Raw genomic sequence first — 20,848 nt, 5'->3', positions numbered from 1 at the left:
ATCAGTTAACAGTGTCTAACATTAAACATTTAAGTTTTACAACAATTAACATAACAAACACACAGATATGAAACGTCTAATTTATACAACACTTTTGGTAAGCGGGCTTGCCGGTGTTATGGCTCCAGGTGCTTTTGCTCAACAGGATAGTACCAAAAAGAAAATGGATTATAGTGAAGGACATGGCATCATCATTAAAACCAAAGCTGCAGATTCAGTTAAAAAAGGACGTTTCGTAGGTGGAATTACTTTTACAAGGGTTGATTTGGGCTTCTCCAGATTAATCGACAATGGCAGCTTTAACTTATCTCCAAACAACGATTTCTTGGATTATAAAGGTGGTAAAACCAGTACATTCTCTTTCGATGTGTTACAATTGGGCTACCGTTTCAACTCTAACTTTAAAATTTATGTAGCAGGTGGATTCGACTGGACATTAATTCGCTTAAGAAAAGATATTACCATTGCTAAAAATTCTAACGAATTTGTATACACCGATCAGGCGCCTGTACATTTTTCAAAAAACCGATTCTCGAGTAGCTATGTGCATATTCCCTTAAACTTCGAATTCCGTACTAGCGAAAACAAAAACAGCAAAAGATTTTACCTGGTTTTAGGCCCGGAGGTGAGCTTTTTGTTAAACGGAAAAATTAAACAGATAAGTGAGGAACGTGGTAAAGAAAAACAATATGATAGCTATCACTTTCAATCGGTTCGTTACGGCGGAACCATTAGGTTTGGTTATGGTGGTATAGGTTTATTTACCAAATATTACTTTAACGATATGTTTACTACCGCACAGCAAGCTGGTTTAAAGAACATGAGTTTCGGGGTTACCTTTGGCTTGAATTAACCCCTAAATCCCCTACAGGGGACTAATAAATTCTCCCAATGGGCAGAGAAAATTAATGCACAAATAAAACAGATCCTGTTTCGGTTAGGCGAGACAGGATTTTTTGTTTTATAATGTTTTTAGAAACATCGTAGGGGTTAGCACACTTAGTTTACTTTTTTTGTAGTCTTTAGTATTTCGCGTAACTATAACATTAATTGATCCATGGTTTTCAGCAGAAAAATTCTGGAGGGCATCTTCAAAATCAGAAAATTCGGAATCGATGGATTGTAAGATAACCTCTTTGTTCACAATTATTACATCCAAAAAGTTTAATAAATCCTTTATGCCTTGTAATATCGATTTAGGGCTATGTTCTTTTCTTAATAAATAATAGATGTTAGCAATAGCGATCCCAGTTACAAAACCTTTTAGTTTTCCAATCTCACACAATGCTAAAACTTTTGATGAATCGTCAGAAAAAGGTTTTCTATCAAGAAAATAGTCAAGAATAATATCTGAATCTATTAATACATTACTGATTTTCATTATTCAGGTATTTTTGATATCGCTCTTCTCTGATTTTATTTAATTCTTCTTTATAGTTAAAATCTGGAGACATTTTAAATGCACCTTTTAACGATTTCACTATTGGCGGGAGCTCATCATCTTTGCTCGCGACTTCTTCCCTTTTGGTTACAGCTTTTAAATAATTTTCTACCACCGCAGACAGGCTTCTGCCTTGCTGTTCTGCATAAGCTTTAGCTTGTTTAATTACAGACTTATCTATGGTTAAGGTTAGTTTAGTGTTCATGGCTCTATAATTACTGATGTCAAGATATATTGATGTAAAGATACATAGATGTCTGTATACGTGCAAAAATAAAATATAACACACGTGTAATTTTGTTTACGCTTAAACCCTCCTCCTCAAAACCCTCTACCTTTTTCTTATCTTTACCACGTGAGCAATACCATAATCAGTGTTAAAAATTTAACCAAGCAATATCAGGCAGAACAAGCCGGCGGAATTAAAAATGTAAGTTTCGAGATTAAACAAGGTGATGTAGTGGCCATTATTGGCGAGAGCGGAAGCGGAAAATCGACCTTACTGAAATCCATTTACGGGCTGTTGAAAACCGATGAAGGTGAAATCTTTTTCGAAGATAAAAGGGTTAAGGGACCTGATGAACAACTTATCCCGGGCCATAAGCAGATGAAAATGGTTACACAGGATTTTTCATTAAATATTTATGCCAAGGTTTACGATAATATTGCCTCACAGTTATCGAATACCGACCTTAAAACCAAAGCCGAGAAAACGCTCCAGATTATGGAACACCTTCGGATTTTACCACTTCAAAATAAAAAAATTATTGAACTGAGCGGGGGAGAGCAGCAGCGTGTGGCCATAGCAAAAGCTATGGTGGCCGATACACAGGTTTTACTTTTAGATGAGCCTTTCAGCCAGGTTGATGCCCTCCTTAAAAACCAGCTCAGGGCAGATATTAAACGAGTAGCCTCAGAAACCGGTGTTACCGTAATTTTGGTTTCTCACGATCCGGCTGATGGTTTGTTTCTGGCCGACCAGTTACTGATCCTGAAAAACGGAGAACTGTTGCAAACAGGAAAACCTTCCGAAATTTATCAGCATCCAAAACATATTTATACGGCCCAGATTTTGGGCAATGCTGTGGTTTTATCTCAAGCTGATGCTGAAAAAATTGGTTTAAAAACAGAAAGAAATTCGGTGGTATTTTACCCTGAATGGGCCGAAATAAGCAATAGCTGGAGCAGCAGGCGGTTTGAAGTAAAAGATGTGTACTACAAAGGTTTTTATGACGAACTGCTTTTAGAAAGAAATGGGGTCAGCATCCGTGCAATACAACTGAACAGAGGAGCGCACAAAAAAAACGACTACGTTCAATTGAACATTAGTCGTTTTTTAGCGTTTTAAAATATTAACTATAAATCGTTTCCAACAAGGACTATCTTAACCCTTACTGTTGACGTTGGTTTTATTGGAGTTGTGGCCTGGTAATCTGAACTTTGTACATCAATAGATACGCCACCTTTGTATACCTCATAGCTATAAGCATCTACATTATAAACAAATGGTAGGGCGATGTAACTTGCGCCGCTATTGTAAGAAATGTAAACTAAAGTTCCTTCATTATCAATATGGAACTGGTCTATTTCTGGAACGGCAATATTCGCGGAAAATGTTTTTCCATCACTACTTAATACCCAGGCATTAGCAGAAATATCTCTAACTACAGTTAAAATTGCGTTGCTCGGTTGAACAATAGTGTCTTTTTTGCAAGAAGCCAGACCTAGTGTGGCTATGCAAAGCATTAAGATGGTAAGTTTTTTCATTGTGATTAGTTTTTATTTGTGTGTGTGATATGGCTATTACAAATCTGCTGCCAAAAAAAATAAATCGGAGATTTATGGATTAATTATTGTGCAACAGATTAAATACACAAATATTAGCACCCTATTTTTCTTATGATGAAGCTCTTCTTTCGCCTCTTACCCTGGTTAATTTTAGTCGTTGCAGGGTATTTATTTATCTCTAAAAAGTTTAGTATCAATACCTCTGTAGAAAGTAAACACCAGCTTTTGGTCGATAAAATTGAAGCTATTGGCAAATTAGAGCTGGTGAGGTACCAGATTAGCGATGTTTTAGAACACAAAAATAAAACAGATTTTTTGCCCGAAGCCAGTGTGTTGCTGATTGTTAAAGCCGAAGCCGTAGGCTGTATCGATTTAACGAAAATTACCCGCGAAGATATTGATATTGAGGCGGACACTGCTGTAGTAAATTTACCACAGCCTGAAATATGTTATGTAAAAATAGATCATAAAAACTCCCGCGTTTACGATACCAAGATGGCTTTCTTTCGTGAAGCTGATTTAGTAGACGAAGCGTATAAAGCAGCTGAAAGGCAAATTACTGCTGAAGTTAAAAAATCAACCATTTTAACGCAAACCAAAACCAATGCTACAACAGTACTTAAACCGATTATTGAAGGATTGGGCTATAAGAATGTGCGGTTTACCTTTGAATGAGGTGGAAGGTAAAAGGTTTAAGGCGGAAGGTTCCTAGCGATCGACACACTAGATCACGTCATCTCGACTGAAGCGCAGTGAACTGGTGAGATCTAAATCAAAAATGTCTCGAGACAGGTTTAGCTTAGCTGAGCACTACGTGGTTCTCGACTGCGTTGCACTCCGTTCGAAATGACGGCATTTATTAATATATACCCAAACTTCCCGACCTCCGTCTTATTTTATAAAATCTTCCCTATGTGGATTAAAAATATCGATTAGTAATCCAGCTGTTAAACAAACCACGCCATGGAATACATTTGATGGCGCAAAGAAAACGTCGCCTTCGTTTAAGATTTTTTTACCATCGCCCATGCTCACCTCAAAACTTCCTTTAGCTACATAACTCATTTGCAAATGAGGGTGATTGTGAATGGTCCCAATGGCATCTTTTTCAAAGTCTACTTTAACCAACATCAGCTGATCATCATAAGCCATAATTTTGCGTTTAACGCCTCCGCCTAAATCTTCCCAATCGATATCATTGTCAGAAATTAATGCTTTGTTGCTTAAGTCTTTGAAATTCATTTTTTATAAGTTATGTCATGTTGAGCTTGTCGAAACACCTGGATTGTCCTTCGACAGGCTCAGGATGACAAATTAGAATAATTGATCATCATTCCTACTAAAGTGGGAATCTTAAAGCTTATTGCATTACGATTCCCAATCAAGTTGGGAATGACGACTCCTACTTTGTATACGCTGCGAAAAAACTCTTTGTTCGCTGTGGTTAAAATCCTTAAACCAAATATTCAAACAAAGTCTGGTCCTGGTTTAATTCGATAATTTCAAATTTAAAATCTTTCATGCGCTGTAATAAACTGGCATAATCGTTTTTATTAGAAAGTTCGATACCAACCAATGCGGGGCCATTTTCTTTGTTCGTTTTTTTAATAAACTCGAAACGGGTAATATCATCCTGTGGACCTAAAACCTCGTTTACAAATAATTTTAAAGCACCTGGTCTTTGCGGGAAACGTACAATGAAATAATGTTTCAAGCCTTCGAAAAGTAACGATTTCTCTTTAATCTCCTGCATGCGCTCAATGTCGTTATTTCCACCGCTTACAATACAAACCACCGTTTTACCTGTAATCTGGTCTTTAAGCTGATCTAATGCAGCCACAGAGAGTGCTCCGGCAGGTTCAACTACAATGGCATCTTCATTGTACAACTTTAATATGGTTGTACAAATCTTTCCTTCAGGAATTAAATGCATCTGATCCAGCAGCTCCTTACAATATTCATAGGTGATGTGGCCAATTCTTTTTACAGCGGCACCATCCACAAAACGATCTATCTCTTCTAAGGTAAAAGGGCCGCCATATTCCATTGCCGTAACCATTGATGGTGCACCCAGCGGCTCAACACCAACCAGTTTCACTTCAGGTTTAACGGTTTTCATATAAGCGCTTACGCCTGATGCTAAACCACCTCCGCCAACCGGCATTACAATCATATCCAAATCAGGCAGATCTTCATAAATTTCTACACCAACCGTTGCCTGTCCTTCAATTACTTTTTCATCATCAAAAGGTGGAATAAAAGTAGCCGATTTTTCAGCACTATAGGCCAAAGCTTCTTTTAAACAATCGTCAAAAGTATCGCCCACTAAAACAACTTCAACATTGTCGCCACCAAACATGTAAGTTTGTTTAACCTTTTGTTTCGGTGTAATTTCTGGCATAAAAATAACGCCCTTAATACCAAGTTTTTTGCATGAATAAGCTACACCTTGCGCGTGGTTACCTGCACTTGCACAAACTACACCGTTAATTAATGCATCTTGTGGCAAAGAGCTAATTTTATTGTAGGCACCACGTAATTTGTATGAGCGTACAATCTGCAGGTCTTCTCTTTTTAAGTAAATATTGGCATTGTAATGCGCAGAAAGTCCGGCGTTAAACTCTAAAGGCGTACGTTTTACCACGCCTTTTAACCGTTGCGATGCAGATTGAAAATCTAATGTATTCGGTGTTGTTGTATTCATAATTTAGTATCAAGAAGTGAGATTTTAGTCAAGACTTAATTTCACTTATATATTTTTTGTAAAGCAGGCTTCGGTGTTCTATTGGTTATTGAAGTCCTGCTTTACATTTTATTCCGCTGCGCTTCATGCCCATTCCAATCAGGTTTAGGGAGCAAGCTTGTGTTTCAAACTTAAATCCTCCCCCTGCCCCCTCCAAAGGGGGACACCCCTCAAAGTTTTTAAGGCAATTCGCCAATCGCTTTTAGCTTTAGTCTTTAACCTTTTGGCTTTTTAAGCCAAATGCAAAGCAACCAATTGGTTTAAATCCTGGTCGTTTATACCTTGTTTGCTATCAGCCAAAACCAAAAATTGTTTATAAACAATATCTAAATGATCTTTTTCCAATTTATGGCCTAAACGGTCTAAATGGTGTTTTAAAGCATGGCGTCCGCTTCTTGCAGTTAACACAATAGTTGCATCAGGGAAACCAACATCTTCTGGTTTAATAATTTCGTAGTTCTCGCGGTTTTTCAAGAAACCATCCTGGTGGATACCTGAACTATGTGAAAATGCATTGCCACCCACAATTGCTTTGTTCGGTTGCACCGGCATATTCATCTGGTTACGCACCATGTGGCTCATTTCATAGAAACGGGTCGCATCAATCTGGGTATTTAAACCTAAAATCTTGTGCGTTTTCAAAATCATGACGACTTCTTCCATTGATGTATTGCCTGCACGCTCTCCGATACCGTTAATGGTACATTCTACCTGGCGTGCACCATTTTGCAAACCTGCGATAGAATTTGCTGTAGCCAGGCCTAAATCGTTGTGGCAGTGCACAGAGATAATGGCTTTGTCGATATTTTTTACGTTTTCTTTTAAGAAAAGGATTTTCGAACCATATTGGTCTGGCAAGCAATAACCGTTCGTATCGGGAATATTAACCACAGTTGCACCGGCAGCAATAACTGCTTCAACCATTTTGGCTAAAAATTCAATATCAGCACGACCGGCATCTTCTGCATAAAACTCAACATCTTCCACAAATTTTTTCGAATACCTTACGGCTTCAACCGCACGTTCTAAAATTTCTTCGCGGGTACTGTTAAATTTATGTTTAATGTGGAAATCAGATGAACCAATCCCAGTGTGAATACGCGGTCTTTTTGCATAACGTAAAGCATCAGCAGCAACATCAATATCGTTTTTATTTGCACGGGTTAATGCACAGATTATGGGGTTGGTTACCGCTTTTGATAATTCAATTACACTGTTAAAATCCCCAGGACTAGATACCGGGAAACCAGCCTCAATCACATCAACACCTAAAAGCTCAAGTGATTTAGCGATTTCTACTTTTTGGTTTGTATCTAACTGGCAGCCTGGAACCTGCTCACCGTCACGCAATGTCGTGTCGAAAATATAAACTTTGTTCGGGTCGTGAATCATAATCTTAAGTTTAGGAAGTGATTAATTTTTGAGATAAGAATTTAAGGACCAATTTGCCCATTTCGGCTGTGCCTAAAACTTTAAATCGGTTGGTACTTTGGTCGGCAATATCATGTGTTCTAAAGCCTTCTTTCAATACCTGGTCGATGGTATCAACCAATAATTTGGCTTCTTCTTTTAGTCCGAATCCAATTTCTAACATTAATGCTGCCGATAGGATAGAAGCCAATGGATTGGCTAAATCTTTACCAGCAATATCGTGTGCAGAGCCATGGATAGGCTCGAAGAAACCTGTGCTTTCGCCAACAGATGCAGAAGCCAGCATACCCATTGAACCTGCAATTTGCGAAGCCTCATCTGTCAAAATATCGCCAAATAAATTGGCCGTTAAAACCACGTCGAATTTTTTAGGGTTTTTGATCAATTGCATGGCTGCATTGTCGATAAACATGTGCTCGGTTTCTACATCAGGATATTGTTTTGCAATTTCCTGAACAGTTTCGCGCCATAGGCGGGAACTTTCTAAAACATTTGCTTTATCTACTGAACATAATCTTTTGTTACGTTGTTGTGCCGCCTGGTAAGCTTTATGTGCAATGCGTTCTACTTCGTAACGGTGGTAAATCATCAGATCTGAAGCCGTATTGCGATCTTCAGAACGTGTTTTTTCGCCAAAGTATACGTCACCGGTTAATTCGCGGAAGAACAAAATATCGGTTCCTCTCAAAATTTCCGGTTTGATGCTCGATGCCTGAAGAAGTTCATCAAATAGTAATATCGGGCGGAGATTGGCAAATAAACCCAGTTCTTTACGGATTTTAAGCAAACCTTGTTCTGGTCTAACTTTTAAACTAGGGTCGTTATCATATTTGGCGTGGCCTATTGCCCCAAAGAGGATTGCATCACTTTGTCTTGCTTTTTCTAAAGTTTCGTCTGGTAAAGGTTCACCAGTAACTTCAATAGCCGCATGGCCCATTAAGGCCTCTTCAAACGCAAATTCATGGCCAAAAATCTCGGCAATTTTTTCTAACGCTGCTTTTCCCCAAGTGGTCACTTCGGGTCCAATACCATCTCCAGGTATTACTAAAATGTTCTTCTTCATTGTACTAAACGTTTTCTAGTATAGTTTCGACGACTTTTACTTCGCCTTTTTCTAACAATATTCTTTTTTCTATGCAGGCTGGCAGCTGCGATTCAAAATGGCCAACATAAATTAAGGTCATCCCATTGCTGCACAATTCATCAACCAACTGGTTAAAATGTCGTGTTTGCTGCTGGTCTAAACCCTGGCAAGGTTCGTCCAGAATTAATAGTTCAGGATTTTTTATAATCGTCCGCGCTAACAATACCAATCGTTGTTTACCGAGTGGAAGTGCGGTTAATAATTCATTTTTGTTTTCGGTTAATCCAAAATATGCAACAAGTTCATCAACCTGTGTGCTTTTAGTGTAGGGTAATACCTGAAATAAGCCAACCGTATCGTAAAAGCCCGAGGCAATACTTTGCCAAACGGTAGCAGTGGCATCGAAATACCAGTGAAACTCGGGCGATATCAATCCGATATGCTGCTTAATATCCCATATACTTTCGCCACTTCCACGTCTGTTGCCAAATAAATAAAGTTCGTTGGCATAAGATTGGGGGTGGTCGCCATTTACCAGGCTCAGTAAAGTAGACTTCCCTGAACCGTTATGGCCTTGTAAAAGCCATTTTTCTCCAGCCTTAATTTCCCAGTTGATATTTTTTAAAACCTGTTTCTCGCCATAGCTAATGTTCACATTAACCATTTTTACGATATCCTGAGAACTGTAAACAGGCGATTCTTTTAGGAAAGCCGGAATTTTCCTCAAGTGGATTTCGGTGTTTGCCACACTTTCCAGAGTCTCCACCTTAATAAGCTGTCCATCTCTTATCTCAGCAAAAGAATTGATGCTGGTTGGTAATTCGGTCTCATTACAGATCAGGATCAATTGAACACCTTCTTCTGAAACCTGATCCAATAAAATGTTCAGGTTTTTACGCGAAGCAGCATCAAGACCAGTGTACGGTTGGTCTATAACAAGCAATTGTGGTTTTAACCATAAGGCTTTAACCAGTTGCAGTTTTTTATGTTCACCACTGGATAATTCGATTAATTGTGAACTGGCGAATGTTGCAAATCCTAATGCTTCTAAAATGGGTTCAACCTGATCGAAGTGCAAGCCTTTTTCTTTACCATAAGAAACCAATTCGGCATGAACGGTTAACGTTTCTTTGGCCTGCTGACTGGTGTAACGTTGTTGGTAATAAAAATTGGCAACGCCCTCTAAATTTTTAAACTGATACCAGCTTTCTACATAAAGCACTTCTTTTGGAAGTTTGCTCAGTTCATCGAAATCAATTTCTATGTTTCCCTGAGTTTGAATCAAGCCTGCAATTGCTTTTGCTAACGATGTTTTTCCGGTTCCGCTTTTACCACCTATTACATAACTTTCGCCAACATTCATTTCCCAATACAAATCCTTTAGCACCGCTTTATTGCTGTAACTTAAGTTTAAATCCTGTATGTGAAGGAATGGTTTAAACATTATTTTTCTCCTTTCGGGATGATACGCTGATTTTTTTACTTTGGTCTTTATGCTTTAGTCTTATACCTTTTTCAGGCCTTCAGGCTTTTACCTTCTACCTTCTTCAAATTCTTCAATTAATTGTTTTTGGTTTAAGATGAAATCGATATCATCATAACCATTGATCAAACACGATTTTTTGTAAGGATTGATCTCAAATGATTCCTGAGCACCAGTTTCCACTATCGTAACGGTTTGATTTTCTAAATCAACCTCTAAGGCCGATTTTGGATTGTTGTCAACCGCCTTGAAAATCTGCGCCAGGAACTCATCACTTACCTGGATGGGTAATAAGCCATTGTTCAAAGCATTTCCTTTAAAGATGTCTGCAAAGAAACTGCTGATTACGGCATCAAAACCAGCATCTTGAATAGCCCATGCAGCATGCTCGCGACTACTGCCACAACCAAAGTTTTTTCCGGCTACTAAAACCTGACCGCTGTAGGTAGGATTATTCATCACGAAATCAGCTTTAGGCTGGTTATCGTTCTCATAACGCCAATCGCGGAACAAATTTTCGCCAAAACCTTCGCGGGTAGTCGCTTTTAGAAACCGCGCAGGGATAATCTGGTCGGTATCGATGTTCTCTATGTTTAAAGGCACTACTGCCGATGTTAATTTTGTGAATTTTTTCATTTTTTAATGATGATTACACAGATTTAAATGATTTCACCGATTGAGGGGCGATTTCATTGATTTAATATTTATAATAACCCTCAGTCTTCTACTCGTGTAAAGTGTTCAACTGTTGGAAAAGGATCATAAAAGTGATGTAATAACTTTTTCCAATCCTGGTATTCTGCTGATCCTCGGAAACCTTCGGTATGTGCCTCCAGTGTTTTCCAGTTTACCAGCAGGATATATTTATTTTCTACCTCTATACATTTTTGAAGCTGATGCGAAATGTAACCTTCCATCGAAGAAATGATTTTTTGCGCTTCGTTAAAAGCTTGCTCAAAATCAGCTGATAATCCAGCTTTTACATTTAATATGGCAACTTCTAGAACCCCCAACCCCCTTAAGGGGGCTTTAAATTGAGTGCTGGTAATATTATTATTCATCTTGCTAAAGTCCCCTTTAGGGGATTTAGGGGTTAACCTTCTACTTTATCCAACAAATCCCTTACGTCTGTAATTTTTCCTGTTACGGCTGCTGCGGCTGCGGTAAGTGGACTGGCCAATAAGGTACGTGCATTTTGTCCTTGTCTGCCTTCAAAGTTTCTGTTCGATGTAGATACACAATATTTACCTGCAGGAATTTTATCTTCATTCATTCCTAAACAGGCACTGCAACCCGGCTCGCGTAACTGGAAACCAGCGGCCTCGAAAATTTTATCCAAACCTTCGTTTTTAGCCTGTTGTTCTACCTGTTTCGATCCCGGAACAATCCAAACGGTCACATTATCTGCTTTGCGTTTATCTTTAACAAAATCGGCAACTTCTCGTAAATCTTCAATGCGAGAGTTGGTACAGCTTCCAATAAACACATAATCAACCGGTTTTCCGATCAAAGATGAATCGTCATCAAAGCCCATATAATCCAATGCTTTCTGGTACGAAAGTTTTTCTTTTTCTGGTTGTGCACCAGTTGCCGGAATATGTTCCTGAATGCCCATTCCCATTCCAGGGTTGGTACCATAGGTAATCATTGGAGCAATATCTGCAGCATCGAAGGTTAAAACGCTATCGAATTTCGCATCAGCATCGCTGTATAATGTTTTCCAATAAGCTAAAGCTTTATCCCACTCTTCGCCTGCAGGCGCAAATTCTCTTCCTTTAATGTAATCGAAAGTGGTTTGGTCTGGTGCAATTAATCCACCACGTGCACCCATTTCGATACTCATGTTACAGATCGTCATACGGGCTTCCATACTTAAAGCCTCGATTGCCGAACCTGCATATTCGATAAAATAACCTGTACCGCCAGCGGCAGAAATTTTGGCAATAATGTATAGGATAATATCTTTTGCCCCAACACCTTTTCCAAGTTCGCCGTTTACCTCGATTTTCATGGTTTTAGGTTTCGACTGCAATAAACATTGCGTTGCGAAAACCTGCTCCACCTGCGAAGTACCGATACCAAATGCAATGGCACCAAAAGCACCATGTGTGGAGGTATGGCTATCGCCGCAAACCATTGTTTTACCAGGTAAAGTAATGCCCAATTCAGGACCGATAACATGCACAATGCCTTGAAAAGGATGTCCTAAACCATAAAGCTCTACTCCAAATTCTGCGCAGTTTTTCGTTAACATATCAACCTGATAGCGCGAAAGCTCCTCTTTAATCGGCAACAATTGATTTAATGTAGGTACATTATGATCGGCAGTTGCTACAGTCTGCTTCGGACGAAAAACAGGTAAGCCTCTTTTGCGTAAGCCATCAAATGCCTGCGGAGAGGTTACCTCGTGTATTAAGTGTGTATCAATGTATAAAATATCAGGAAATCCTTCTTCACTTTTTACAACGTGAGCATCCCAAATTTTTTCTACTAATGTTTTTGACATTTTAACCCCCTAGCCCCCTAAAGGGGGAATTTAAGTTTGTAATTATTATTTTTATAAGACCTGTCCAAAGTCCCCTCTCTTTTAGGAGAGGGGATTTAGGGGTGAGGTTATGCTGTTTTAATCGCTTTCATCGCGGTCATTGCTTTACGCAAAGTAGCTCCGATTTGTTCTACTTCGTGTGAACGGATCGCCTCGTTGATATCAATTAATTTTCTGTTGTCCACTGCGCCATCTTTACCTTCGTTGAAATTTTTACCCACTAAATCAGTATCTACTTTTTTCATGAAATCACCTAAAAGTGGTTTACAAGCCTGATCGAATAAATAGCAACCATATTCAGCAGTATCAGAAATTACGCGGTTCATTTCGAATAATTTTTTACGTGCAATGGTGTTGGCAATAAGTGGTGTTTCGTGTAACGATTCGTAGTAAGCCGACTCTGGTTTAATACCTGCCTGTACCATGGTTTCGAAAGCCAATTCAACACCGGCACGAACGAAAGCAACCATTAAAGTGTAGTTATCAAAATATTCTTGCTCACCGATTTTAACATCACCTGCTGGTGTTTTTTCGAAAGCGGTTTCGCCAGTTTCAGCTCTCCATTTTAATAAATTTTTATCGCCATTTGCCCAGTCTTCCATCATGGTACGGCTAAATTCGCCACTCATAATGTCATCCTGGTGTTTTTGGAATAACGGACGCATAATGTCTTTCAATTCTTCTGAAATTTCGAAAGCTTTGATTTTAGCCACGTTGCTTAATCTGTCCATCATCGCAGTAATACCACCTTGTTTTAAGGCTTCTGTAATTACTTCAACGCCATATTGTACCAATTTAGAAGCATAACCGGCGTCGATTCCTTTTTCTACCATTTTATCGAATGATAGGATTGAACCTGTTTGTAACAAACCACACAGGATGGTTTGCTCGCCCATTAAATCAGATTTCACTTCAGCTACGAAAGATGATTTTAACACACCAGCTCTGTGACCACCTGTACCAGCGCAATATGCTTTTGCCTGTGCCAATCCTTTACCTTGAGGATCGTTTTCAGGGTGAACTGCAATTAAGGTAGGAACACCAAAACCACGAACATATTCTGCTCTAACCTCGCTACCCGGGCATTTAGGCGCAACCATAATCACGGTTAAATCTTTACGGATCTGCATACCTTCTTCTACGATATTGAAACCGTGAGAATATAATAAAGTAGCACCTTCTTTCATTAAAGGCATAATTGCATTTACAACAGCAGTGTGTTGTTTATCAGGAGTAAGGTTAATTACTACATCTGCATTCGGAATCAGTTCTTCGTAAGTGCCAACTGTAAAATTGTTTTCAGTTGCATTTTTCCAAGAATCGCGTTTGCCTTCAATTGCTTCCTTACGTAAAGTGTAGCTTACATCTAAACCACTATCTCTTAAATTTAAACCTTGGTTTAAGCCTTGAGCGCCACAACCTACAATTACCAGTTTTTTGCCTTTTAGTGCGTTAACGCCGTCTAAAAATTCGGAACTGTCCATGAAGTCGCAAACACCTAATTGGTTTAATTTTTCTCTAAGAGGTAATGTGTTAAAATAATTTGCCATTGTTTTTTATTGGTTAATTTCTATTTAATTATCAATTATATTTTGTTTTTTCATTCGGGTTGATTGCACAGATGGTTTGATTACACAGATTTTTTTATCCATTTTCCATCTCACATCTTCCATCCCTTACAATACTTTCTTTAACGCCCATGCGTAACCATAATGTACGTTATCATGGCCAATAGTTGTGATCAGAATTTCTTCTATGCTATTCATTTGTACACCATAGGTAGCGGTTGTGAAAGGAGTGATGTTCGAAAATTTTCCATTTGCATAATCTTCTTTTATTTTTTCAATGCTCGCTAATGCGATGGCTTTCAATTCTGCTACTTCTTCTTCAGTTACCGTATAAGATGGCTTGGTATCCTTTTTATAATACTCGTTAAATTTTACCGAAGCAGCATCTTGTAGTACACCCGTGCGCACGTAGCAAAGCGTTTGTGTACTCACTACAATGTGCCCGAAATTCCAGATGATGTTGTTGTTATAACCATCAGGAATTTTATTCAATTCTTCGATTGTTAAACCATCTATTAGCTGAATAAATGCCTTGCGCGAGTTGATTATAAAATCAAATACCTGGTTCATCATATTATATGCTGTATCTATCTAATTATCGTTTTGTTTTTCAGCTTCGGTTAATTCTTCGTTAAAGGTAATCTTGTTAAAGAACGGGTCGTTTACGGTTACGGCCCAGGTTCCGTAAAAAGTTTTTTCTAAACCTGGTCTGTTGTATTTGTAATTCTTTGCTGTTATTTCTTTATGGAATTCCTTTAAACCTACACAGTCAACATAAACATGTGCACCAGGAGAACTGTCTCCATGATGCTCGCTCAAATGTAATTCAATACCATTTAACGAAATCTGCATATAAACCGGAGTGTTTTCTTCAAAAGTATGTTCCCAGTCTATTTTAAAGCCCAACCAGTTTACGTAAAATTCAACTGCTTTATCGTAATCGAACATTCTTAAAATCGGTATGGCTTTATTGCATTTCATATTCTTTGATTTTTAACCGCAAAGCATGCAAAGATTTTTTGCAAAGATCCTTAAACGTTTTGCTTTGCCTTCAACCTTACACCCTCAACCTTCTACCTTACATAGTGAAAATCTTCTGTCCTTTTTCTAAAAACTCGTTTTCTACCAATTCTTCACCTGGTTCGAAAGCTTCAAATTCTTTCAGTTTTTCGTGGAATCCTGCGCTGTCTTTAATAATGGCTACTCTGGCAGATCTCACAAATTCAATCAGTTCGTAAGGTTCCAAAGCTTTTACCAAAGCATCCGTTTCTTCCCTGTGCCCCGTTACCGCAAAAACAGTATAATCTTTACGGATCACTACCGCACTGGCACCGTACTGTCTTAATAAACGCTCTACCGTTACTTTTTCTGCAATTTCATCAGTAGAAACTTTGTAAAGTGCCAGTTCCTGCCAGATAATTTCTTCGTTGGTGTTGAAATAAACTTTCAATACCTCAATCTGTTTTTCAATCTGGCGGGCTAGCTTTCTCACCACTTCGTAACCTTCGTGGATGACGATATTGAAACGGTGTATCCCATCAATTTCTGATGGAGAAGTATTTAAGCTTTCGATGTTGATTTTCCTTTTGGAGAAAATGATTGCAATCCTGTTTAATAAACCGATGCGGTTTTCGGCATAAACCGTAATGGTGTATTCCTGCTTTCCGTCTAAATCGGCTTTATCTATTTTATGTTCTATTGTATTTTCAGTACTCATGATAATTTCTTTTTTACCTTAAACCTTAGGCCTTTGAACCTTCTACCTTATTTCAGCCTGATTTCACTTACACTCATTCCTTGTGGAACCATTGGGAAAACGTTGTTTTCTCTACCAACCATTACTTCTAATAAGTAAGAACCTTCATGGTTGATCATGGTTTCTAATGCCTGTCTTAAGTTTGCACGTTCATCAACTTTGCTGGCTTCGATGTAATACGATTTTGCTAAAGCGACAAAATCAGGACTGGTGATATTAACAAAAGAATAGCGTTTATCATGAAATAACTGTTGCCATTGGCGAACCATACCTAAAAAGCGGTTGTTCAAAATCAGGATTTTTACTGCCGCACCAAATTGCATAATGGTACCCAATTCCTGAGGCGTCATCTGGAAACCACCATCACCGATAATGGCGATAACGGTTTTGTCAGGTGCACCATATTTAGCACCAATTGCAGCTGGTAAACCAAAGCCCATTGTGCCTAAACCACCTGATGTGATGTTGCTACGGGTATTGTTAAATTTAGCATAACGGCAGGCTACCATCTGGTGCTGACCAACGTCAGTAACAATTACGGCATCGCCACCACAAATTTCGTTAATGTTGCGCAATACTTCGCCCATGGTCATTTCATCACCTGTTGGGTAAAGTTCTGGAGTAATGACCTGATCAATTTCCTCCTGATTGTACTGTCTGAACTTAGCCAACCAATCTTCGTGTTTATTTTCGTTAACTAAATTGGTTAACAGGGGTAAGGTTTCTTTACAATCGCCCCAAACACCAACTTCGGCTTTAACATTTTTATCAATCTCCGCAGGATCGATATCCAAATGCACTACTCTAGCTTGTTTGGCATATTTATCTAAACGGCCGGTTACACGGTCATCAAAACGCATACCGATGGCAATAATTACATCGGCTTCGTTGGTTAACACATTTGGTCCGTAATTACCATGCATACCCAACATACCTACATTTAATGGATGCGAAGTTGGAATAGCACCTTCGCCCATAATGGTCCATGCGGCAGGAATTCCGGTTTTATTAATAAAAGCTTTAAATTCTTCTTCAGCACTACCTAAAATAACCCCTTGACCGAATAATACGAATGGTTTTTTAGCTGAGTTGATTAATTCGGCTGCCTGCTCGATATATTCAATCCTAACTTTTGGTTTCGGGCGATAACTGCGAATGTGGTTGCATTTTACATACTCAGGAAATTCCTCCAGCTGTAATTGTGCGTTTTTGGTTATGTCGATTAAAACCGGGCCTGGTCTGCCGCTTTTAGCGATGTAAAAAGCTTTAGCCAATACCTCCTGGATTTCTTTAGCATCAGTAACCTGATAGTTCCATTTGGTAACCGGAGTGGTAATGTTAATCACATCGGTTTCCTGAAAGGCATCTGTTCCCAATAAGTGGGCGAAAACCTGTCCGGTGATACAAACTAATGGCGTACTGTCTATCTGTGCATCTGCTAAACCTGTAACCAGGTTGGTTGCACCTGGTCCGCTGGTGGCGAAAACAACACCCACTTCGCCGCTTGCACGTGCAAAACCCTGAGCAGCATGGATACCACCTTGCTCATGGCGAACCAGTATGTGTTCTAATTTATCGGCATAATCATAAAGAGCATCATAAATAGGCATGATTGCTCCTCCCGGATAACCGAAAATGGTGGTTACACCTTCTTCAATTAATCCATTCAACAAAACCTGCGAGCCTGTTCCTTTGAATAAGGTTTTTGAGGTTTCTGCTTTCGCCTCGTTTTGTTGTATTGTATCTTGTGCAGTTTCCATAGTTATGTTTTTGCGGTTCTACTATTCTTTAATTTTAAACCCAATTCTTTGTCTGTCTTTCCACTTTATTTGTGCAATTTTTTCATCAATTAAGTTTTCCATTGCCTCATAAAGTTCGTTTAGCTGAACATCATGTTCACCAATCCGTTCTTTAATTTCTGTTAATTGTTCGTTAAGGTTGCTTTGTTTCAGCAAAATTTTACGAACATCAACAAAAGCCCTCATAATGGCAATGTTCATGTTAATGGCTTTGTCGCTATTTACAACACCGCTTAACATGGCTACCCCTTGCTCGGTAAAGGCATAAGGTAACTTTCTGGTGCCACCCCAACTTGAAATCACAATTTGTGATTTCAAGTTGGGGTGATCCTTTATCACAATTTGTGATGATGCACCCTGGTTAATCGCTTCTATTTGAAATTTTATATTTTCAAATTCTGCAGAAGTCAACTGAAACATGAAATCTTCCGGAAAACGTTTGATATTACGTTTTACAGCCTGATTTAATACTCTTGTCTCCACTTCATAAAGTGATGCCAGATCAAAATCGAGCATTACCCTTTCTCCCCGGATTTCATAAATCCTATTCTGAATACTTTTAATTATTTGCATAATCTATTTTCTTAGTAATCAATTAATCTGGGGGATGATTTTTTGATTTTAATATTCGTCAGTTACACAGCCACTCGCTGCGTCTGAAACTGTTTTAGCATATTTATATAAAACACCTTTTGTTACTTTTAATGCTGGTTGCACATAGTTTTTTCTACGCTCGGCAATCACTTCATCACTTACTTGCAGGTTGATGATGTTGTTTACCGCATCAATCAAAATCCGGTCTTCATCTTCTACTAGGCCAATTAAACCACCTTTGTAAGATTCAGGGGTGATGTGTCCAACCACAAAACCGTGCGTACCACCTGAGAAACGTCCATCAGTAATTAAAGCCACCGATTTACCTAAACCTGCACCAATAATGGCTGAGGTTGGTTTTAACATTTCCGGCATACCTGGTGCACCTACCGGACCAGAATTTTTAATTACAATTACATCACCAGGCTGAACACGTCCGCTTGAAATTCCCGCGATTAAATCGTGCTCACCATCAAATACACGTGCAGGACCTTCGAATTTTTCACCTTCTTTTCCACTGATTTTTGCTACTGAGCCTTTTTCTGCCAGGTTTCCATAAAGAATCTGCAAGTGACCTGTTGCCTTAATTGGCTCACTTAGCTTCTGAATGATTTTTTGATCATAATCCATAATCGATTTTACATCAGCCAAATTCTCAGCTACAGTTTTTCCGGTTACGGTCAGGCAATCGCCATGCAACAAACCCTCGTTTAATAAATATTTCAATACTGCCGGGATACCACCATATTGATGCAAATCCTGCATTAAGTATTTTCCGCTAGGTTTAAAGTCGGCAAGTACTGGTGTTACATCGCTCATGCGCTGGAAATCATCCTGGGTGATTTCGATGCCGATGGCTTTACCCATTGCAATAAAATGTAGTACTGCATTGGTACTGCCACCTAAAATGATAATAGAACGAATGGCATTTTCGAATGCTTTTCTCGTCATGATATCAGATGGTTTGATATCTTTCTCTAATAAAATTTTAATGTATTTACCCGCATCTAAACATTCTTGTTTTTTCTCCTCGCTGATTGCTGGATTTGAAGACGAATAAGGCAAACTCATACCTAAAGCCTCAATTGCTGATGCCATGGTGTTTGCCGTATACATGCCTCCACAAGCACCTGCACCAGGGCAAGTATGTTTTATGATGCCCTGATAATCTTCCTCAGAAAGGTTGCCACATATTTTCTGCCCCAAAGCCTCGAAAGCTGAAACGATGTTCAATTCTTCTCCTTTGTAATGTCCGGGAGCAATTGTACCACCATAAACCATAATTGAAGGACGATCTAAGCGTGCCATCGCCATAATGGCACCAGGCATATTTTTATCACAGCCAGGGATAGAGATAATGCCATCATAATATTGGCCACCGCAAATGGTTTCGATACTATCGGCGATTACATCGCGGCTTACCAGCGAGTAACGCATACCATCTGTACCGTTGCTCATTCCATCACTCACTCCAATGGTGTTAAAAACCAAGCCCACTAAATCATTCTTCCAGACCCCTTTTTTTACATCTTTTGCAAGATCGTTAAGGTGCATATTGCAGGTGTTACCATCGTAACCCATACTTGCAATACCGACCTGTGCTTTAGCCATATCAGCATCAGTTAATCCGATTCCGTAAAGCATAGCTTGCGCTGCCGGTTGTGTTGGGTCTTGTGTAAATGTTTTACTGTACTTGTTTAATTCGCTCATTGTTTAAAAGTGTATGTATGCTGTTGTATTTCAATTATTTCTTTTCGAGGCAAAAAAAAACCGCCTCTTTTTGGGAGGCGGTTTCGATTTGGTATATTTTTTATATTATACGCAACGATTTCCACCTCTCTTTTGAGAAATGACAATAATTAGGTTGCTAATAATGTTTGTGTTTATATTCATGTCTTTGATGAATCACAAACATACTAACTATTTAAAAAAAGCAAAGAACTATTTTAATCTTATTTATTTTTTTACGCCGATTACAATTCCTGTTGCCCAAACCTGCTTGGTTAATTGCAGGTCATCACGGGATTCTAAATCTTTAATCAATTTAATTGCCTTATCCTGATGACCATCAGGCCAATTGGATTGAGGCAGCATATCATCAATGATATAAAGTCCACCGGTGTTAAGCATGGATATCGCCTCATCTAAAAGCAAATATTTTCCATGCCAGGTATCAGCAAAAATATAATCGAACTTTTTGTCTTTATTCTTTTCGATCCACTCCGCACCATCGGTATCAACCAATGTTAAACGATCGTCACTGCCAAGAAATGTTTTGGCAATGGCTAAAAATTTAGCATCGTTATCAATCGAGGTAAGTGTACTATCTTGATCTAAACCATCTAAAATCCACGAAGTAGATAAACCTGTTCCGGTTCCAAGCTCCAGAAATTTACCTGAAGGTTTAGTGGCTGCAAGTGTTCTGAGTAAAGAGCAGGTCAACACATCAGATGCCATGTCAAATCCTGATGCTTTTGTTGCACCATTAATTTGCTGGTAGGCCTTCGGGAAGTGTTGATTAATTTCTTCAGTCATCTGCTTTTTGGATCTTTTTATTTTTGGTTGATGGTTTTTTGACTCATGGTTTATGGCCGAATTGGCTATCAACCATTTAAC

Annotated in this window: 22 protein-coding genes; 3 read left to right on the top strand and 19 right to left on the bottom strand. The window is 38.8% G+C overall.

From position 1 onward, the window contains the following. Window positions 1–67: 67 nt before the first annotated feature. Window positions 68–853 (top strand): hypothetical protein, encoded by a 786-nt coding sequence (locus tag CA265_15895; GenBank protein ARS41055.1) that lies wholly within the window; start codon window positions 68–70, stop codon window positions 851–853. 108 nt (window positions 854–961) lie between these two features. On the opposite strand, the gene CA265_15890 is transcribed toward CA265_15895, so the two are convergent. Next, window positions 962–1,375 (bottom strand): DNA-binding protein, encoded by a 414-nt coding sequence (locus tag CA265_15890; GenBank protein ARS43018.1) that lies wholly within the window; start codon window positions 1,373–1,375, stop codon window positions 962–964. Further along, the gene (locus CA265_15885; GenBank protein ARS41054.1) at window positions 1,368–1,646 is read right to left on the bottom strand and encodes a hypothetical protein; all 279 of its coding nucleotides are present in this window, start codon (window positions 1,644–1,646) and stop codon (window positions 1,368–1,370) included. Before CA265_15885 ends, CA265_15890 begins: the two co-directional genes overlap by 8 nt. 150 nt (window positions 1,647–1,796) lie before the next feature. On the opposite strand from CA265_15885, the gene CA265_15880 reads away from it, so the two are divergent. Beyond that, window positions 1,797–2,789, top strand: coding sequence for a sugar ABC transporter ATP-binding protein (locus tag CA265_15880; protein ID ARS41053.1), 993 nt, complete (start codon window positions 1,797–1,799; stop codon window positions 2,787–2,789). A gap of 8 nt (window positions 2,790–2,797) precedes the next feature. On the opposite strand, the gene CA265_15875 is transcribed toward CA265_15880, so the two are convergent. Then, complete coding sequence (locus CA265_15875) at window positions 2,798–3,208, bottom strand: hypothetical protein (GenBank protein ID ARS41052.1); 411 nt, start codon at window positions 3,206–3,208, stop codon at window positions 2,798–2,800. Window positions 3,209–3,343: 135 nt separating this feature from the next. Here CA265_15875 and CA265_15870 point away from each other — a divergent pair, with 135 nt between their 5' ends. Continuing rightward, window positions 3,344–3,904 (top strand): hypothetical protein, encoded by a 561-nt coding sequence (locus CA265_15870; protein ARS41051.1) that lies wholly within the window; start codon window positions 3,344–3,346, stop codon window positions 3,902–3,904. Between the two features lie 216 nt (window positions 3,905–4,120). Here CA265_15870 and CA265_15865 read toward each other — a convergent pair whose 3' ends face one another. The 16 genes from CA265_15865 to CA265_15790 all read right to left on the bottom strand — a co-directional run bounded on the left by CA265_15865 (window position 4,121) and on the right by CA265_15790 (window position 20,767). Beyond that, window positions 4,121–4,471 (bottom strand): cupin, encoded by a 351-nt coding sequence (locus CA265_15865; GenBank protein ID ARS41050.1) that lies wholly within the window; start codon window positions 4,469–4,471, stop codon window positions 4,121–4,123. Between the two features lie 211 nt (window positions 4,472–4,682). After that, the gene (locus CA265_15860; GenBank protein ID ARS41049.1) at window positions 4,683–5,933 is read right to left on the bottom strand and encodes a threonine dehydratase; all 1,251 of its coding nucleotides are present in this window, start codon (window positions 5,931–5,933) and stop codon (window positions 4,683–4,685) included. 270 nt (window positions 5,934–6,203) lie between these two features. Continuing rightward, window positions 6,204–7,364: a 2-isopropylmalate synthase gene (locus tag CA265_15855; GenBank protein ARS41048.1), complete on the bottom strand. Its 1,161-nt coding sequence runs from the start codon at window positions 7,362–7,364 to the stop codon at window positions 6,204–6,206. 10 nt (window positions 7,365–7,374) lie between these two features. Then, a complete protein-coding gene (locus tag CA265_15850) occupies window positions 7,375–8,466 on the bottom strand; it encodes a 3-isopropylmalate dehydrogenase (protein ID ARS41047.1) in 1,092 nt (363 codons plus the stop codon). 4 nt (window positions 8,467–8,470) lie between these two features. Next, window positions 8,471–9,934, bottom strand: a complete 1,464-nt coding sequence (locus CA265_15845; protein ARS41046.1) for a molybdenum ABC transporter ATP-binding protein — start codon at window positions 9,932–9,934, stop codon at window positions 8,471–8,473. An 84-nt stretch (window positions 9,935–10,018) separates the two neighbouring features. Continuing rightward, a complete protein-coding gene (locus CA265_15840) occupies window positions 10,019–10,606 on the bottom strand; it encodes a 3-isopropylmalate dehydratase small subunit (protein ID ARS41045.1) in 588 nt (195 codons plus the stop codon). 80 nt (window positions 10,607–10,686) lie between these two features. Further along, a complete protein-coding gene (locus tag CA265_15835) occupies window positions 10,687–11,031 on the bottom strand; it encodes an antibiotic biosynthesis monooxygenase (protein ARS41044.1) in 345 nt (114 codons plus the stop codon). A 32-nt stretch (window positions 11,032–11,063) separates the two neighbouring features. Further along, window positions 11,064–12,476: a 3-isopropylmalate dehydratase large subunit gene (locus CA265_15830; protein ARS41043.1), complete on the bottom strand. Its 1,413-nt coding sequence runs from the start codon at window positions 12,474–12,476 to the stop codon at window positions 11,064–11,066. A gap of 107 nt (window positions 12,477–12,583) precedes the next feature. Then, a complete protein-coding gene (locus tag CA265_15825; protein ARS41042.1) occupies window positions 12,584–14,065 on the bottom strand; it encodes a ketol-acid reductoisomerase in 1,482 nt (493 codons plus the stop codon). 126 nt (window positions 14,066–14,191) lie between these two features. Continuing rightward, window positions 14,192–14,656 (bottom strand): hypothetical protein, encoded by a 465-nt coding sequence (locus CA265_15820; GenBank protein ARS41041.1) that lies wholly within the window; start codon window positions 14,654–14,656, stop codon window positions 14,192–14,194. An 18-nt stretch (window positions 14,657–14,674) separates the two neighbouring features. Continuing rightward, window positions 14,675–15,064 (bottom strand): glyoxalase/bleomycin resistance/extradiol dioxygenase family protein, encoded by a 390-nt coding sequence (locus CA265_15815; protein ID ARS41040.1) that lies wholly within the window; start codon window positions 15,062–15,064, stop codon window positions 14,675–14,677. Window positions 15,065–15,161: 97 nt separating this feature from the next. After that, on the bottom strand, window positions 15,162–15,800 hold the full coding sequence (locus tag CA265_15810) for an acetolactate synthase small subunit (GenBank protein ARS41039.1): 639 nt from the start codon (window positions 15,798–15,800) through the stop codon (window positions 15,162–15,164). Between the two features lie 47 nt (window positions 15,801–15,847). Further along, window positions 15,848–17,599: an acetolactate synthase, large subunit, biosynthetic type gene (locus CA265_15805; GenBank protein ARS41038.1), complete on the bottom strand. Its 1,752-nt coding sequence runs from the start codon at window positions 17,597–17,599 to the stop codon at window positions 15,848–15,850. 21 nt (window positions 17,600–17,620) lie between these two features. Then, the gene (locus tag CA265_15800; GenBank protein ID ARS41037.1) at window positions 17,621–18,211 is read right to left on the bottom strand and encodes a DNA-binding protein; all 591 of its coding nucleotides are present in this window, start codon (window positions 18,209–18,211) and stop codon (window positions 17,621–17,623) included. 48 nt (window positions 18,212–18,259) lie between these two features. Continuing rightward, complete coding sequence (locus CA265_15795) at window positions 18,260–19,942, bottom strand: dihydroxy-acid dehydratase (GenBank protein ID ARS41036.1); 1,683 nt, start codon at window positions 19,940–19,942, stop codon at window positions 18,260–18,262. Between the two features lie 246 nt (window positions 19,943–20,188). Then, window positions 20,189–20,767: an SAM-dependent methyltransferase gene (locus CA265_15790; GenBank protein ID ARS43017.1), complete on the bottom strand. Its 579-nt coding sequence runs from the start codon at window positions 20,765–20,767 to the stop codon at window positions 20,189–20,191. Window positions 20,768–20,848 lie beyond the last annotated feature (81 nt).

The sequence above is a fragment of the Sphingobacteriaceae bacterium GW460-11-11-14-LB5 genome, from assembly GCA_002151545.1.
Classification (GTDB): Bacteria; Bacteroidota; Bacteroidia; order Sphingobacteriales; family Sphingobacteriaceae; genus Pedobacter.
This window is presented reverse-complemented; position numbering and strand designations above follow the sequence as displayed.